Raw genomic sequence first — 13,685 nt, forward strand, 5'->3', positions numbered from 1 at the left:
CCGGCCTGACACCGGGTCAGTATCGCAAGATGTTTCGCCCATTGATGGGCGCGAACGATGCTCCCAAACCGCGCGCCTAGTCCGCGTGCTTGTAGAAGTCCTCGATCTTCTCCACGAGGATGCGCCACGCCTCGCGCTCGCCCGGGCCGGCGGTCTTCTCCACGGCGATCTGGTGATAGGCCAGCTCCTGCTCGATCTTCTCGCGCGGCAGCATTTTGAGGCGGCTGGCCAGGATCGCCGTTTCGATCACCGCCGCTTGCGCCCGGTTGAAACCCTTGAACGGCGCGTGGGTCTCCTCGTGCACGATGTGGCAGTGAAAGCGCGGTCGCAGCTCGTCCTCCTCGACGCGCTCGACCGCAAGCTCCAAATGCGCCAGCGATCCATCGAGGACCGCGCCGGGCACTTTTGCGGCGCCCCGTGTCGGCCAATCCTTATTGCCGGTGAGGCAGCCGGCGAAGACCATCACATCATCGGTGAAATTGGCGACGGCAAAGGGCGTGGTCCGCAAATTGTCGAGCGTGGTGGAGGGCCGGAACGGGCCAATGACCCAGCCGTCGCCGTCTTCGATCAGACCAAGCGGGGCGATGTGCACCCTGCCTTCATCGCCCATGGTGGTGACGATGCATTCGCGGATCATCGGCATGGCGGCCTCGCAATCACTTTCATTTCTCCTCGCGCGTCTTCTTCATGGCCAGCGTGTGGCCGGCCTCTTTAAGTTTCGACATGTCTTCGGCGGGCTTGTCCGCCGCGACGCCCCAATCGAGCCGTTCGTCTTGCGCATAGCGCTTGCCTAAGCGCCACGCCGTCTCGGCGCGCGCCAGCTCGGCGGCAAGATAGAAGGCGTGGGCGCTGTCGTCGCCCAGATCGAGCTTGGGATAAAGCTCGAAAATGTCCTGCGCCACATGATGGCCGTCGCGGTTGTAGATGTGCACGCCGTCCTCGGCGACCTCAATGCGGAAGTTCTTATCGCGCACCGCGTCCGCGTTCTCGGCGATCTCCTCCGGCGTCGAGGGATAAGGCCGCTTGTCATGCAGGCAAAGCAGCGCGTCCGTATAGCCCTTGGGCAGCTCACCGTCTGCGTGCGAGGCATACATGAGGCGCCGCGCGGCGTCGTGTTCCTCGTAGGTGCGGCGCGTATGCGGGCTTACCTGCACGACCAACACGTGTCTAATGTTCAACTCCGAGGCAATGCCGATCAACATCGCCGTGGTGCCCGTGGTGTCGGCGTCGGTCAGTTCGGTGAGATTGCCGGTGCCAAGCAAAATTTCGACATCGGGACGCCTGCGGCGCAGGTCCGCGTAGCGCTCCAACGAAGTCATGAAACCGAAATTGATGGGATCGAGCACGGGATCGGCGAGATATGGCAGCCCCTTCCCGTCGAGCACATCCATGGCGCGGTAAAGGGAGTCCATATCGCCGTGGTCCTTGGGGATCAGCACCGGGACCGAGGCCACCTCGTCGGCGATCTGCAGCCGCGACTCATCGAGACTGAGCAAATAGTCGGCGCCTGCTTTGCCGCCGCGCAGAAGCTCGTCCGGGTCGGCGGAATCGATGCTGACCTTGTAGCCGTATGTCTTGAGGGCCCGTACCGTGTCTTCGAGATGCGGAAACGGCGTATCCGGCAGGCAACCCAGGTCGATGACGTCGGCGCCCTTGTGGGAGTAGTCCTCGGCGGTTTCGAGAATCTCCTCAATCGACATCGTCGTGGCGTCGATGATCTCGGCGAAGATCTGGATGTCGTATTTCGACATGTCGGAGGCTTTGCGCGCGCGCCCGAAGAACACGGGGATGTCCTTGACCTCATCGGGCCCGCGTACGACCGGAACGCCGTAATGCGCACTGAGCCGGTCGAGATCCGCACGGCAGCGGCCGGGCAGCATGATCTTGTCCGCGGCGCCCGCCTCGGGGAGCCGACGCAAAACGATCTCCTCGGTCATCAGCGCGGCGACCTTGACGCCGATGTCGAGCACAGACCATTTGAAGTCGGCCTCCATGCTTGACAGCACGGCCTTGAGCCGCGGCTCGGCCAAATGTCCGGTGATGAACAGGATGTTCTCGCTCATAGCGCGGTCTACTCGATCGCGCGCCCGGCGCGAGCCGTACTGTCGGCCAACATCTCGGCCAATGCGTCCTGATCGCCTTGGCCGAACATCACCGCTGGTATGCCGGTCTCGGCGAGCATGGCGGGAAACGCTTCATCGACGACGCCGTCGCGCGACAGCGCCGCCGCGCTTGCCGCGCCGCGTTTGCTCGCGACCGATTTGACGATGTAACAGGCGCGCGCGCCAAGTTGGCCCGAGAGCCACAGCGCCAAGCTATCGGACGTCAGCCGCCAATTGGCCTCAAGGTCGGTGCGCCCGGAGATCGCGGCATGCGGCGCCCAAACCGCGACGTGGCCGCGCGCAAGAATGTCGCGCAACGCCGCCTCGGTCTCACCCACCTCAAAGCCGGGGCGGAGGCCCGCAACGGCCCAGGCGAGCTGGTCCATGGCGAGCAACGCCATGCGATGCGCGGGCGCATCGCCAAATCCGAGATCGCGCTGACAAGTCCGCACCTCGTCGGCCAAGGCCCCGCCCCCGGGGACCACGACGATGGGCGCAGCTGCACCCGCGATCACATCCAGCCAATTTTCAAGCGTTTTTGCGCGAACAATGCTGCCGCCGAGCTTCACCACGGCGATCGAAGCCTCATACGCGTCCTTTGCGCGTGGCTTCAGCGCGCCTTGCGGCAACGCGGGCGCATCCATGTCAGGCCTCACGTTTACTGCGCATGACCTCGACACCGACGGCGCCGGGATCCTTGTCGAGCTTCTCAATGCCGACGGTGACGCGCGCCGCGCGCGGATGGGCAAGACAGTGCTGCGCCACGTCCTCCGCCAGGGTCTCCACCAGATTGATGTGGCCGCGCGCGATAATCGCCTTAATGCCGTTGATGACATAGTCGTAGTCGAGCGTGTGCACAATATCGTCTTCGAGTTCCTGCCGGCTCGGCGTCAGGTCGATGTCGACGGAGAAACGCACCCGCTGGGTCACGCCCTTTTCGTTGTGGTGGACGCCGATCTCCACTTCGAGCACGTAGTCGTGCACGAAGATGCGGTCGAGCGGCTCGCCGGTCTCTCGCGTGGTGGACACACGTCCCAATCGCTGTTCCATGGCCCATTCCTGTGGCGCTTGGTTGAAAGCGGAAGCTCTAGCACAGAGCGGCGGCCGGGGCCTCCCGGAAACGGCCATCATCGCGTTCGCTGGAGCCAGGGATCAGAGCCCGGATCCGTCCGCAGGCGGCAGGGTCGAGCCCCTGGTTCCGCACGCCATCGCGGCACAGGCCCCCGCGAAAGCCTAAGACGTCGGGCCGGAGCGCGAGAAGATCGGCCAAGTGCTTGGCGCGCAAAGCCCCGGCGAGACCCACCATCAGTCCGGCAGCCCGGCCGGCCTCCACAAAATGGGCGATCGCCTCGATGGACATATAATCGGGAAGCGCGCCGTCGCCCTTGCCGGCGGTATCGAGCATCAGCCCCCGCGCGCCCGCCGCGCGCGCGGCCTGAGGCGGATCGACATCCGCCATGGCGTCGGCAAAGAACACCAGGATCAGGCCGGCAGGCAGATCGAGCCGGCGCAAGGCTGCAAAGCAGCTTCCCGCATCGCCGCCTTGCGGCACGCCGAGCTTGACGTCGTCGGCACCGCTGGCGGCCGTGGCTGCGACCGCGCGCGCGATCACGCCGGGCTCCATGGGAAGATCGCCCACAGTCGCACTGACCGGCGCACGGCCGGCAATGCGTGTCAGGCAGGCCTTCATGGTCGGAGGCGCAACGGCGCCAAGCGCGCCATTGTCCGGATCCTTCAGGTCGATGATGTCGGCGCCAGCCGCAAGCGCGAGCGCGGCCTCGCCTTCATCCCGCACACTGGCGAGAAAGCGGGTCACGGACATGCCGGGTGCCCCCAAGTCGGCATTAGCGGAACAGCCAATCGAAGCCGCCGCCGCCACCACCGCGACGACGATTGCCGCGGGCCCGGCGGCGCGTCTTCTTCCGCTGCGACTGATTGAATCCCCAAAAGCCGTCGCCGCCACGCCGGCGCGCGACCGGGGCCGCCCGCTGCCGCGCCTTGCGCAAGGCGACTTCGTTGGTATGACCGTCGGGATCGGTGATCGACACAGAGACGGCTTGCCACGTCCACGTGGCGGGCTTGTCTCCCCACCGCTCAGGCTCGATGGACACAACCTTGTTGGCGCGCGTATCGACAATAGCGACGTATTCGAGATCGCCGTCCTCGCCGATCGTGCCGGCGTGATAGGTCAACAGGCCGATGCCACGCAGCGCGTTGCCCAGCAGCTTCCATCCCCGGATCGCCGGCTGGCCGGAACCGAACATTTCAAGCTCGACCCGAAGCGTGCGGTAATCGGGATTGGTGGCGATGTAGCGCCCCGGCGAAGGCTGCGTCACCACCCATCCGTCAACAGGCTCGCCCAGCGGCTGGCCCACCGCGACCGGCAGTTCTTGTCCAAGACGAATGAGCGCCTCGCGGCTCTCCTGCTGGAACGGATCCTTCGTCAGCGCCTTTTGGTAATCGTAGATCGCGTCATCCACGCGCTCCTGCGCTTCGTAGATATTGCCGCGAATGCGCAACGCCAGCGGATCGCCGAGACTGCGCGCCAGCGCTGCATTCACATCGTACAACGCAATGTCGGGCTCTCCCTTTTTGAGCCTCGCCTCGCCCCGCATGGCGTGGGCCTTCCCATTCTTGGGATCGATTTGAATGGCGCGGGTGTAGTCGCCAATGGCGTCGTCGTGGCGGCGATTGTTGGCGAACAAGATGCCGCGCTCCACATAGGCCTCGACCAGATCCGGATTGAGCTCGAGCACTTTGTTGAAATCAGCCAGCGCCCCTTTGAAGTTGTTCAGCCGCGCATAGGCCTCGGCGCGCAGCAGGATGAGCTTGGGGAGCGGCGGCTCCGGCTCCAGGGTCATGGCTTGCGTGGCGTCGGCGGCGGCGTCCCGGTAATTACCGATGGCGAAGTTGGCCTCGGCGCGGTTGCGGTAGGCCTCGGCATATCTCGGGTTGAGGCTGATGGCGCGGGTCAGGTCGCGTACGGCGGCGTGGTAGCGCGTAAGTTCGGTTTGCGAGCGGCCGCGCCCGTTAAACGGGATCGCACTTTGCGGCATGAACTGCGCGGCCTTGCGGAACGACTGGAACGCCGCACCATATTTATGGAGTGCCGCATAGGCGTTGCCGCGATTGTTGTAAGCCGCGCCGTAGGTCGAACGCAGGGCGATCGCCCGGTCGAAGTCCTTGAGCGCTTCCTCAGGATGGCCGAGATCCATCAGAGCGTTGCCGCGATTGTTGTAGACCGTGGCGTTCTCGGGCGAGAGCTCGATGGCCTGGTTGAAATCGGCGATCGCAGCCTTGGTCTTCTGCATGCGCCATTTGGCGATGCCCCGATCGCTGTAAATGCCGGCCTGGACGAACTTGGAGACGTCGGGCGTCGCCAAGGCTTCGTCGTAGAGGGCCACGGCCTTGTCGAATTGCCCCCGGATCATCGCCGCGGCGCCTTCGCGGGCGCGCAACAAGACCTGATCCTCCGCGTGCGCCGGCGCCACCGCCACGACGGCGAGAACCACGGCCAAGATTGCCGCGAAGCTCAAGCAGATTTTCGTGCGAATAAGGGCCATGCCGCCGTCAAAAAGGCCTTTCGTCAGACACTTCGTCCCTTCATGTCTCCCATAAGCTTGGAGTGTGTCAATAAAGGGTCCCCGGGGCCGGGTCAGGCTTCAGCGCGAAGGGCTTCCAGCTTCTGCAAGACCTGAGGCACCATCTCCGGCAGATCCTCGGCGATCAAGCCTGGACCAAAGACCTTGGCCGCCTCCCCGTGTAGCCACACCCCGGCGCATCCTCCTAAGAATCCGGTCATTCCCTGGGCCAGCATGCCCAAGATCATCCCGCCCAGTACATCGCCGGATCCGGCGGTCGCGAGCCATGGCGTGCCGGCGGAATCGATGGCTGCCTCCCCGCTTGGCGCGGCGATCACCGTATCGGCACCCTTGAGCACGACCGTGGCGCCTGACCGGGCGGCGGCGGTTCGCGTCCGGTCGACCTTCGATGCGCCCGGCACGTCGCCGAACAGCCGTACGAACTCGCCTTCGTGGGGCGTCAGAACCACCGGCGCGGCGCGCGCCTTGATGGCGGTGAAGAGCGTCTTGGCGTCATCGGCAAACGAGGTCAGCGCATCGGCATCCAGCACCACGCGGGGGCTGGCCTTCAGTGCCGCCAGCACCATCGCCCGGGTTTCTTCGCCGACGCCGTGACCGGGCCCGATCAGAAATGCGTTCTTGCGTTCGTCGGCCAGGAGTTGCGAAAGCCCGCGCGCATCGTTCACCTCGCGCACCATGACGGCGGTGAGCTGGGAGGCATTGACCTCCAATGCATCACGAGGCGAGGCGACGGTGACAAGGCCGGCGCCTGACCGGAGCGCACCACGCGCCGCAAGCCGCGCGGCACCCGTTGCGTCCTTGGGGCCCGAGGCGACCAGGGCGTGGCCGCGCAGATATTTGTGCCCTTCCACCGTGGGCCAAGGATATTCGGCGAGCCACAAATCGGGCTGATTGGCAAAGGTCTTCGGCTCGATCTCCGCGAGCACGGATTGTGGGATGCCGATATCGACGACGCGCGTGGGTCCGCAGTGAAGCCGGCCCGGCTGGAGCAGGTGCCCCGGTTTCAGCCGGAAGAAGGTCACCGTGGCCAGCGCGCGTATGGCATGCCCGCGGATCTCGCCGGTGGTGCCGTCGATCCCACTCGGCACGTCGATCGCCACAATGGGAAGGCCGCTGGCATTGGCCGCGTCGATGAGATCGCCGAGCTTGCCGTCGATGGGCCGGGCGAGCCCGGCACCGAACAGACCGTCGACGATGACGTCGGCGTGGGTGAAGAGCCTCTCGCCGAGAGGCTCGATAGGCGCATTGAAGCGTGCGGCCATGGAAGCGGCGTCGGCCGGGAGCTTTGCCGGATCGCCGTCGAAGCCAAGACGGACGCGATAGCCGCGCTCCATCAGGTACCGCGCGGCCACGAAGCCATCGCCCCCGTTATTGCCGGGCCCGCACAGGACCGCGACCGTCTCCGCATCGGGGAAGCGCGCGGAAACCTCGTCGGCGACGCCGCGGCTCGCCGTCTCCATGAGCACCGCGCCGGGTGTACCGCCCTCGATGGTCAGGCGGTCGGCACGCCCCATTTCCTCCGCCGTCAAAAGTTCAAGCATGTCTTCCAGCCGTTATATGCGCCAGGTGATGTAGACCAGGGCCGTGATGCGATAGCAATTTGCGGCTCGACATTTCATTGCCCTTTCTCTAGGCAGAGTGCCTAATCTATATGCACGTCTATTGACCTATTCGCGTGCGCTTTCGCGGAACTTTCACTAGCGTGCTGGAATTCAAGCCAAATTTTTCGCCCAAGAGATTGGCACAGGGCGTGCTTTGGCTGCCGTACAGAAGGTTTTCAGTGGCGGCACGATAGCGCGGCGATAGGTCGGTTTGTGCTGCCCGGGAGGTGCAACGAAGAATGAAAAAGATTGAAGCCATCATCAAGCCCTTCAAGCTGGACGAAGTGAAGGAAGCCCTGCAAGAAATAGGGCTGCAAGGTATCACTGTGACGGAGGCCAAGGGCTTCGGACGTCAGAAGGGACATACTGAGCTCTATCGCGGAGCCGAGTACGTCGTCGATTTCCTGCCGAAGGTGAAACTCGAATTGGTGCTGAACGACAACATGGTCGAGAAAGCCGTCGAGGCCGTCATCGCTTCAGCCAAGACGGGGCGCATCGGCGACGGAAAGATTTTCGTGTCGAACGTGGAAGAAGCCGTGCGCATCCGCACCGGCGAGACGGGGAACGATGCCATCTGACTATCGGTCGCCAAGCATTATTGGGAATGGAGAGCCTCAAAGCCGCCCCACTGGATGGGCGGCTCAATATCGCATGACAGGGGAGTAAAATGGCAGACGCAAAAAGTATCGCTAAGAAGATCAAGGACGAGGAGATCAGGTTCGTCGATCTGCGCTTCACTGATCCGCGCGGAAAGATGCAGCACGTCACCATGGACGCCAACCTCATGGATGACGAAGCGTTCGCTGAAGGCGTGATGTTTGACGGCTCGTCGATTGCCGGCTGGAAGGTGATCAACGAGTCCGACATGAAGCTGATGCCGGACTGCGACTCCGCAGTGATCGACCCGTTCTTCGCACAGAGCACGTTGGCCGTGTTCTGCGACGTTCTCGAGCCGCTGACCAACGAGCCTTATGAGCGCGACCCGCGTGGCATTGCAAGCAAGGCCCAGGCCTATATGCAGCAGACCGGTGTCGGCGACGTGGCCGTGTTCGGTCCCGAAGCCGAGTTCTTCGTCTTTGACGATGTGCGGTTCTCAGCCGAGCCCTACAATTGCGGGTTCCGGATCGACTCCACGGAGCTGCCGTCCAATACCGGCACGGAATACGAGATGGGTAATCTCGGTCACCGTCCGCGCACCAAAGGCGGCTACTTCCCGGTACCGCCGATCGACTCCGCCCAGGATCTTCGCTCGGAGATGCTGTCGGTGATGGCCGACATGGGTGTCACCACCGAAAAGCATCACCACGAGGTGGGCGCAGCGCAGCATGAACTCGGCATCAAGTTCGGGCCGATCACCCAGACGGGCGATGCGCTGCAAATCTACAAATACGTGATCCACAACGTGGCGCATGTTTACGGCAAGTCGGCGACCTTCATGCCGAAGCCGGTGTTCGGCGACAACGGCTCTGGCATGCACGTGCATCAGTCGATCTGGAAAGCCGGCGGACCGACCTTCGGCGGCGACAAATACGCCGACCTGTCGGATACCGCGCTGCACTACATCGCGGGCATACTGAAGCACGCCAAGGCGCTGAACGCCTTCACCAACCCCAGCACCAACTCCTACAAGCGTCTGGTGCCGGGTTACGAGGCGCCGGTGCTGCTGGCCTACTCCTCGCGGAACCGTTCGGCGTCGTGCCGCATTCCGCTCGGCTCGGGCCCGAAGTCCAAGCGCGTCGAGGTGCGTTTCCCGGATCCGACCGCGAACCCGTATCTCGCCTTCGCCGCCATGCTCATGGCCGGCCTCGACGGCATCGAGAACAAGCTCGATCCGGGCGATCCGATCGACAAGAATTTGTACGATCTGCCGCCGGAGGAGCTTGAGAAGGTGCCGACGGTGTGCGGTTCGCTGCGCGAGGCTTGCGAGGCGCTGGACGCCGACCGTGACTTCCTCAAGAAGGGCAACGTCTTCACCGATGACGCCATCGACGCTTATCTGGAGCTGAAGATGGAAGAGGTCGAAGCCTTTGAGATGATGCCTCACCCGGTGGAGTTCGACCTCTACTACAGCGTCTAAGCTGGCATTGTCTTGGTCGCTGTTTGCGACCGAGGCGCATGAGAAAAAACGGGGCGGCTGCTCTTAACGAGCAACCGCCCCACTTTCGCCCGGCCTGTAGAACTCTCAGCCTTTATTGTTCCCGCGTTCCCCCGTCGGACACGGGACGCCTTGAGTTCTCGCCAGGCTCCCCCAAACTTTTTCAGCCTTCGCTCACATCAGATACAGGAGCGCATAGATCAGGCTCCCGCCACCGCCAACGAACAGCCATGACTTGTTGCCGCGGACCCAGTTGTCCATCGTCGACGGCAAGCCGAAGACGACCACACGGGCGAGAGACAAAACCATCAGCCCTGCGATCATCCCCAAAATCCAGAAGGACAGGTTTCCATTCGGAATGCCCTGCCCCGCGTCGACCAGGATCATGTTGGAGTCGCGCGCGCCGAGATTGACCGCAGCCCAAACGGCGGCGGCGGCCACTCCCACCATCATGGCGTAACGCAACAACATGCCGCTCAAATCCCCTCGAATTTGAGCGAAATTTTAGAGAGCGGTCGTAAAGAAACGGGAAAGCCGTAGACTTAAACGGGGGTTAACAGTGCCCCAAAACGCGCACGGGGCCCGGCCGCCAATATCACTGCAGCCCCACACGTGCGACCGCGCTTTCTCAAATCTGTCACTGGGGACCACTAGCCTCAGGGGCCGCTGTGCCCTAAGCGTCTACATGACGTGGGCTGGGACCAAACGAGGGATAAAACCTACGAATGAGGCGCGTTTTTCTCACACTCGCAATGACCGCGGTCTTGAGTATTCCGGCAGCGGCCGATTTTCAGCTCGACAGCCGCTACCAGGACAATGACGGCGACATGATCGCCGACATCCCGGCCGATCCGGCCAAACAGGTCGATCCGTCGACGCTGATCTTCGCCTATACGCCCGTGGAGGACCCGGCGGTCTATGCCGAGGTCTGGAAGGGGTTCCTCGACCACATGACTGAGGTGACGGGGAAGCCCGTGCTGTTCTTCCCCGTGCAGTCCAACGCCGCGCAGATCGAGGCGATGCGCGCCGGGCGCCTGCACGTGGCGGGCTTCAACACGGGTTCCAATCCACTTGCCGTGGCCTGCGCCGGGTTTCGCCCCTTCACCATGATGGCGAGCGACGACGGCTCTTACGGCTATGAGATGGAGATCATCACCTATCCGGGCTCGGGCATCGAGAAGCCAGAGGACCTCAAGGGCCGCGCCCTCGCCTTCACCGCGGAGACCTCGAACTCCGGGTACAAGGCGCCCTCGGCGCTGCTGGAGTCCGAGTTTGGCCTCACACGCGACAACGACTTCACGGCGCGCTTTTCCGGCGGGCACGACAACTCAATCCTTGGCGTCGCCAATAGGGACTATGACGCAGCCGCAATTGCCAACTCGGTGAAGGCGCGCATGCTCGACCGCGGCGTGATCAAGGAAGACCAGGTGAAGACGATCTACACGTCGCAGACCTTCCCCACGACCGGGTTTGGCGTCGCGCACAATCTCATGCCCGAGTTGCAAGACAAGATCCGCGAAGCCTTCTTCACCTTCGATTGGGAAGGCAGCAAGCTGCTCGAAGAGTTCTCCAAGTCCGACGACACCAGTTTCATCCCCATCACCTTCAAGGACGACTGGGCGGTGATCCGCAAGATCGACGCGGCCAACGGCGTCGTCTATTCCTGCAACTAAGGCAGGCTCCTGGGCCGGGCCCGGCTTGCGCCGTGGCGCCGTTCTCCTACCATGCGGCCTTCATTCGAGCCTGGGTGGACCATGCTGCGCGTTTCTGATCTCAGCAAACACTACAAGACCGGCGATGAGGCGCTGCGCGGCGTCTCGTTCGAGGTGCCGGCCGGTCAGGTCGTGGCGCTGATCGGTCCGTCAGGTTCCGGCAAATCCACGCTGATCCGCTGCATCAATAGATTGGTGAAGCCGACGAGCGGGCGCGTCGAACTGAACGGCACGGACATCACGCGACTCGGCCGCGGGGGGTTGCGCCGCGCGCGCCGGCATATGGGCATGATCTTCCAGGAATATGCGCTGGTCGAGCGGCTGACGGTGATGGAGAACGTGCTGTCCGGGCGGCTCGGCTATGTCTCGTTCTGGCGCTCGTTCTTCCGGCGCTTCCCGAGACGCGACGTGGACAAGGCCTTTGCGCTTTTGGAGCGCGTCGGGCTTTCCGATCAAGTCGACAAGCGGGCAAGCGCGCTGTCGGGCGGCCAGCGGCAGCGCGTCGGCATCGCCCGCGCGCTCGAGCAAGACCCGGAGCTGCTGCTGGTGGACGAGCCGACCGCTTCGCTCGACCCGAAGACGGCGCGGCAGATCATGCGGCTCATAACCGAAGTGTGCCGCGAGCGCGACCTGCCGGCGATCATAAGCCTGCACGACGTGCCGCTGGCCAAGATGTTCGCCGACCGCATCATTGGCCTCCGCGCCGGGGAAATCGTGTTTGACGGCGCACCCAAGGCGCTGACTGACGCCAAGCTCACCGATATCTACGGCGAAGAAGACTGGACGCAGATCCACGACGGCGAGGACGCCGAACAGGCAGGCGCGCACGGCCTGTCGGAGGCGCACGCGAAAGAAGAGCGCATGGCGGGGCTTAAATGACGACCGCTGCCGCAACGCGCTGGAAACGTCCCCCGCTCATCCGCAATCCGTGGCTGCGCTGGGGACTCTATCTCGGCGGCATTGTCTATTTGATCGCCGCACTGTCCACGCTCGACGTGAATTGGCAGCGCGTCCTCGCGGGGCTGTCCCAGGGCTGGCGCTTCGTCGAGGGGTTTCTTTCGCCCGACTTTGTGACGCGCTCCGCCGACATCTGGAAGGGCATGGAGGAGAGCCTCACCATGACGCTGACCTCCACCATTGTCGGCTGCCTGATCTCCATACCGATCGGGTTGGGGGCTGCGCGCAATATCGCGCCCCTCCCCGTCTACGCGTTGTGCCGCGCCATCATTGCCGTCAGCCGGGCCTTTCAGGAAATCATCGTCGCCATTCTGTTTGTCGCGATGTTCGGCTTCGGACCGTTTGCCGGATTCCTCACCCTGTCCTTCGCCACGATCGGCTTCATGGCCAAGCTGCTCGCAGAAGACATCGAGGACATCGACGAAGCGCAAGCCGAAGCGATCCGCGCCACGGGCGCCAATTGGTGGCAGGTCATCAATTTCGGCATTCAACCGCAAGTGATGCCCCGGCTGATCGGCCTGTCGCTCTACCGCCTCGACATCAATTTCCGTGAGAGCGCGGTGATCGGCATTGTCGGCGCGGGCGGCATTGGCGCCACGCTGAATACGGCGATGTCGCGCTACGAGTACGAAACGGCGGGCGCGATCCTCATTATGATTATCGTCATCGTGTTGATCGCCGAATACGTCTCCAGTCACTTACGCAAATGGGTGCAGTGATGCCGGTGCTCGCACTCAACGATCAACTTGTCTGGCAGCGCCGCACACCGGCCGCCCAATGGGCCATTTGGGCCGGATGGTTCGCGCTCGCCGTACTGTTCGTCCTGTGCTGGCAGGTGATGAACAAGAACACGATCTGGATGTTCGTGGAGGACGCCCCGCGCCAGGCTGCCGACCTTTTGTCGCGCGCCTGGCCGCCGCGCTGGTCCTATCTCGATCAACTCTGGGGCCCGCTCTGGGACACGATCAACATCGCCACGATAGGTACGGCTCTCGGCATTATGCTGGCAACGCCCGTGGGGTTCCTTGCCGCGCGCAACACGACGCCGAGCGCAACCCTGCTGCGCCCGCTGGCGCTGCTCATCATCGTCGCATCGCGCTCGATCAACTCGCTGATCTGGGCGCTGCTGCTCGTCGCCGTGATCGGACCTGGCCTGCTGGCCGGCATCGTCGCCATCGCGCTCCGCTCCATCGGCTTTATCGGTAAGCTGCTCTACGAGGCCATCGAGGAGATCGACGAGGGCCAAGTCGAGGCGGTGCGCGCCACGGGCGGCTCAAGCTGGCAGGTGATGGACTATGCGGTGTGGCCGCAGATTGCCCCCGCTTTCGCCGGCATCTCGGTGTTCCGCTGGGACATCAATATCCGCGAATCCACCATTCTGGGCCTGGTGGGCGCAGGCGGGATCGGGTTGCAGCTTCAGTCGTCCTTGAGCCGGCTGGCCTGGGCCGAGGTCACCGTCATCTTCATTGTGATCTTGGCCACAGTGGCCGTCTCCGAATGGGTGTCGGCCCGGGTCCGCGCGGCGATTATCTAGCCACGCGGCGGCGCCCTGCCTCTTGAAAATGCCGTAGGCCCGTGCGAGCTAAGCTTGAGTTCCAAACGTCCTTGATTCTTCG

14 protein-coding genes are annotated in these 13,685 nt (G+C 63.6%); 6 read left to right on the forward strand and 8 right to left on the reverse strand.

Annotation, left to right across the window (positions count from 1 at the left end; all coding sequences use genetic code 11):
• Positions 1-76: 76 nt before the first annotated feature.
• The 7 genes from ABY454_RS05385 to ABY454_RS05415 all read right to left on the reverse strand — a co-directional run bounded on the left by ABY454_RS05385 (position 77) and on the right by ABY454_RS05415 (position 7,245).
• Positions 77-637 carry a DUF447 domain-containing protein gene (locus ABY454_RS05385; RefSeq protein ID WP_372929157.1) on the reverse strand — a complete coding sequence of 187 codons (561 nt, stop codon included), beginning with the start codon at positions 635-637 and terminating at the stop codon, positions 77-79.
• 25 nt (positions 638-662) lie between these two features.
• The gene (locus tag ABY454_RS05390; RefSeq protein WP_372929158.1) at positions 663-2,063 is read right to left on the reverse strand and encodes a DUF6513 domain-containing protein; all 1,401 of its coding nucleotides are present in this window, start codon (positions 2,061-2,063) and stop codon (positions 663-665) included.
• Between the two features lie 8 nt (positions 2,064-2,071).
• Entirely contained in the window at positions 2,072-2,746 is a 675-nt protein-coding gene (locus ABY454_RS05395) for a hypothetical protein (protein ID WP_372929159.1), read from the reverse strand.
• Position 2,747: 1 nt separating this feature from the next.
• Positions 2,748-3,152: a dihydroneopterin aldolase gene (locus ABY454_RS05400; RefSeq protein ID WP_372929160.1), complete on the reverse strand. Its 405-nt coding sequence runs from the start codon at positions 3,150-3,152 to the stop codon at positions 2,748-2,750.
• A gap of 37 nt (positions 3,153-3,189) precedes the next feature.
• On the reverse strand, positions 3,190-3,918 hold the full coding sequence (locus ABY454_RS05405; protein WP_372929161.1) for a (5-formylfuran-3-yl)methyl phosphate synthase: 729 nt from the start codon (positions 3,916-3,918) through the stop codon (positions 3,190-3,192).
• A gap of 28 nt (positions 3,919-3,946) precedes the next feature.
• Positions 3,947-5,638, reverse strand: coding sequence for a tetratricopeptide repeat protein (locus tag ABY454_RS05410; protein WP_372929162.1), 1,692 nt, complete (start codon positions 5,636-5,638; stop codon positions 3,947-3,949).
• 119 nt (positions 5,639-5,757) lie between these two features.
• Positions 5,758-7,245 (reverse strand): NAD(P)H-hydrate dehydratase, encoded by a 1,488-nt coding sequence (locus ABY454_RS05415; RefSeq protein WP_372929163.1) that lies wholly within the window; start codon positions 7,243-7,245, stop codon positions 5,758-5,760.
• Positions 7,246-7,544: 299 nt separating this feature from the next.
• Here ABY454_RS05415 and ABY454_RS05420 point away from each other — a divergent pair, with 299 nt between their 5' ends.
• Both ABY454_RS05420 and glnA read left to right on the forward strand, forming a co-directional pair.
• Positions 7,545-7,883, forward strand: a complete 339-nt coding sequence (locus ABY454_RS05420; RefSeq protein ID WP_372929164.1) for a P-II family nitrogen regulator — start codon at positions 7,545-7,547, stop codon at positions 7,881-7,883.
• An 89-nt stretch (positions 7,884-7,972) separates the two neighbouring features.
• Entirely contained in the window at positions 7,973-9,382 is a 1,410-nt protein-coding gene (gene glnA / locus ABY454_RS05425; protein ID WP_372929165.1) for a type I glutamate--ammonia ligase, read from the forward strand.
• Positions 9,383-9,574: 192 nt separating this feature from the next.
• On the opposite strand, the gene ABY454_RS05430 is transcribed toward glnA, so the two are convergent.
• Positions 9,575-9,871 (reverse strand): hypothetical protein, encoded by a 297-nt coding sequence (locus ABY454_RS05430; RefSeq protein ID WP_372929166.1) that lies wholly within the window; start codon positions 9,869-9,871, stop codon positions 9,575-9,577.
• Between the two features lie 254 nt (positions 9,872-10,125).
• Here ABY454_RS05430 and phnD point away from each other — a divergent pair, with 254 nt between their 5' ends.
• The 4 genes from phnD (at position 10,126) to phnE (ABY454_RS05450) (ending at position 13,603) form a co-directional block, all read left to right on the forward strand.
• Positions 10,126-11,073 (forward strand): phosphate/phosphite/phosphonate ABC transporter substrate-binding protein, encoded by a 948-nt coding sequence (gene phnD / locus ABY454_RS05435; RefSeq protein ID WP_372929167.1) that lies wholly within the window; start codon positions 10,126-10,128, stop codon positions 11,071-11,073.
• A gap of 81 nt (positions 11,074-11,154) precedes the next feature.
• Positions 11,155-11,991, forward strand: coding sequence for a phosphonate ABC transporter ATP-binding protein (phnC, locus tag ABY454_RS05440; RefSeq protein ID WP_372929168.1), 837 nt, complete (start codon positions 11,155-11,157; stop codon positions 11,989-11,991).
• Positions 11,988-12,788: a phosphonate ABC transporter, permease protein PhnE gene (phnE, locus tag ABY454_RS05445; RefSeq protein WP_372929169.1), complete on the forward strand. Its 801-nt coding sequence runs from the start codon at positions 11,988-11,990 to the stop codon at positions 12,786-12,788. Before phnC ends, phnE (ABY454_RS05445) begins: the two co-directional genes overlap by 4 nt.
• Positions 12,776-13,603 (forward strand): phosphonate ABC transporter, permease protein PhnE, encoded by an 828-nt coding sequence (phnE, locus tag ABY454_RS05450; protein ID WP_372929170.1) that lies wholly within the window; start codon positions 12,776-12,778, stop codon positions 13,601-13,603. Before phnE (ABY454_RS05445) ends, phnE (ABY454_RS05450) begins: the two co-directional genes overlap by 13 nt.
• Positions 13,604-13,685: the final 82 nt, after the last annotated feature.

It is taken from the genome of Methyloceanibacter sp. (assembly GCF_041573655.1).
GTDB lineage: Bacteria > Pseudomonadota > Alphaproteobacteria > Rhizobiales > Methyloligellaceae > Methyloceanibacter.

Coding starts and splice junctions, on each gene's coding strand:
- ABY454_RS05385 (WP_372929157.1), bottom strand. CDS start 637: ATGATCCGCGAATGCATCGTCACCACCATGGGCGATGAAGGCAGGGTG.
- ABY454_RS05390 (WP_372929158.1), bottom strand. CDS start 2,063: ATGAGCGAGAACATCCTGTTCATCACCGGACATTTGGCCGAGCCGCGG.
- ABY454_RS05395 (WP_372929159.1), bottom strand. CDS start 2,746: ATGGATGCGCCCGCGTTGCCGCAAGGCGCGCTGAAGCCACGCGCAAAG.
- ABY454_RS05400 (WP_372929160.1), bottom strand. CDS start 3,152: ATGGAACAGCGATTGGGACGTGTGTCCACCACGCGAGAGACCGGCGAG.
- ABY454_RS05415 (WP_372929163.1), bottom strand. CDS start 7,245: ATGCTTGAACTTTTGACGGCGGAGGAAATGGGGCGTGCCGACCGCCTG.
- ABY454_RS05420 (WP_372929164.1), top strand. CDS start 7,545: ATGAAAAAGATTGAAGCCATCATCAAGCCCTTCAAGCTGGACGAAGTG.
- glnA (WP_372929165.1), top strand. CDS start 7,973: ATGGCAGACGCAAAAAGTATCGCTAAGAAGATCAAGGACGAGGAGATC.
- ABY454_RS05430 (WP_372929166.1), bottom strand. CDS start 9,871: ATGTTGTTGCGTTACGCCATGATGGTGGGAGTGGCCGCCGCCGCCGTT.
- phnD (WP_372929167.1), top strand. CDS start 10,126: ATGAGGCGCGTTTTTCTCACACTCGCAATGACCGCGGTCTTGAGTATT.
- phnC (WP_372929168.1), top strand. CDS start 11,155: ATGCTGCGCGTTTCTGATCTCAGCAAACACTACAAGACCGGCGATGAG.
- phnE (WP_372929169.1), top strand. CDS start 11,988: ATGACGACCGCTGCCGCAACGCGCTGGAAACGTCCCCCGCTCATCCGC.
- phnE (WP_372929170.1), top strand. CDS start 12,776: ATGGGTGCAGTGATGCCGGTGCTCGCACTCAACGATCAACTTGTCTGG.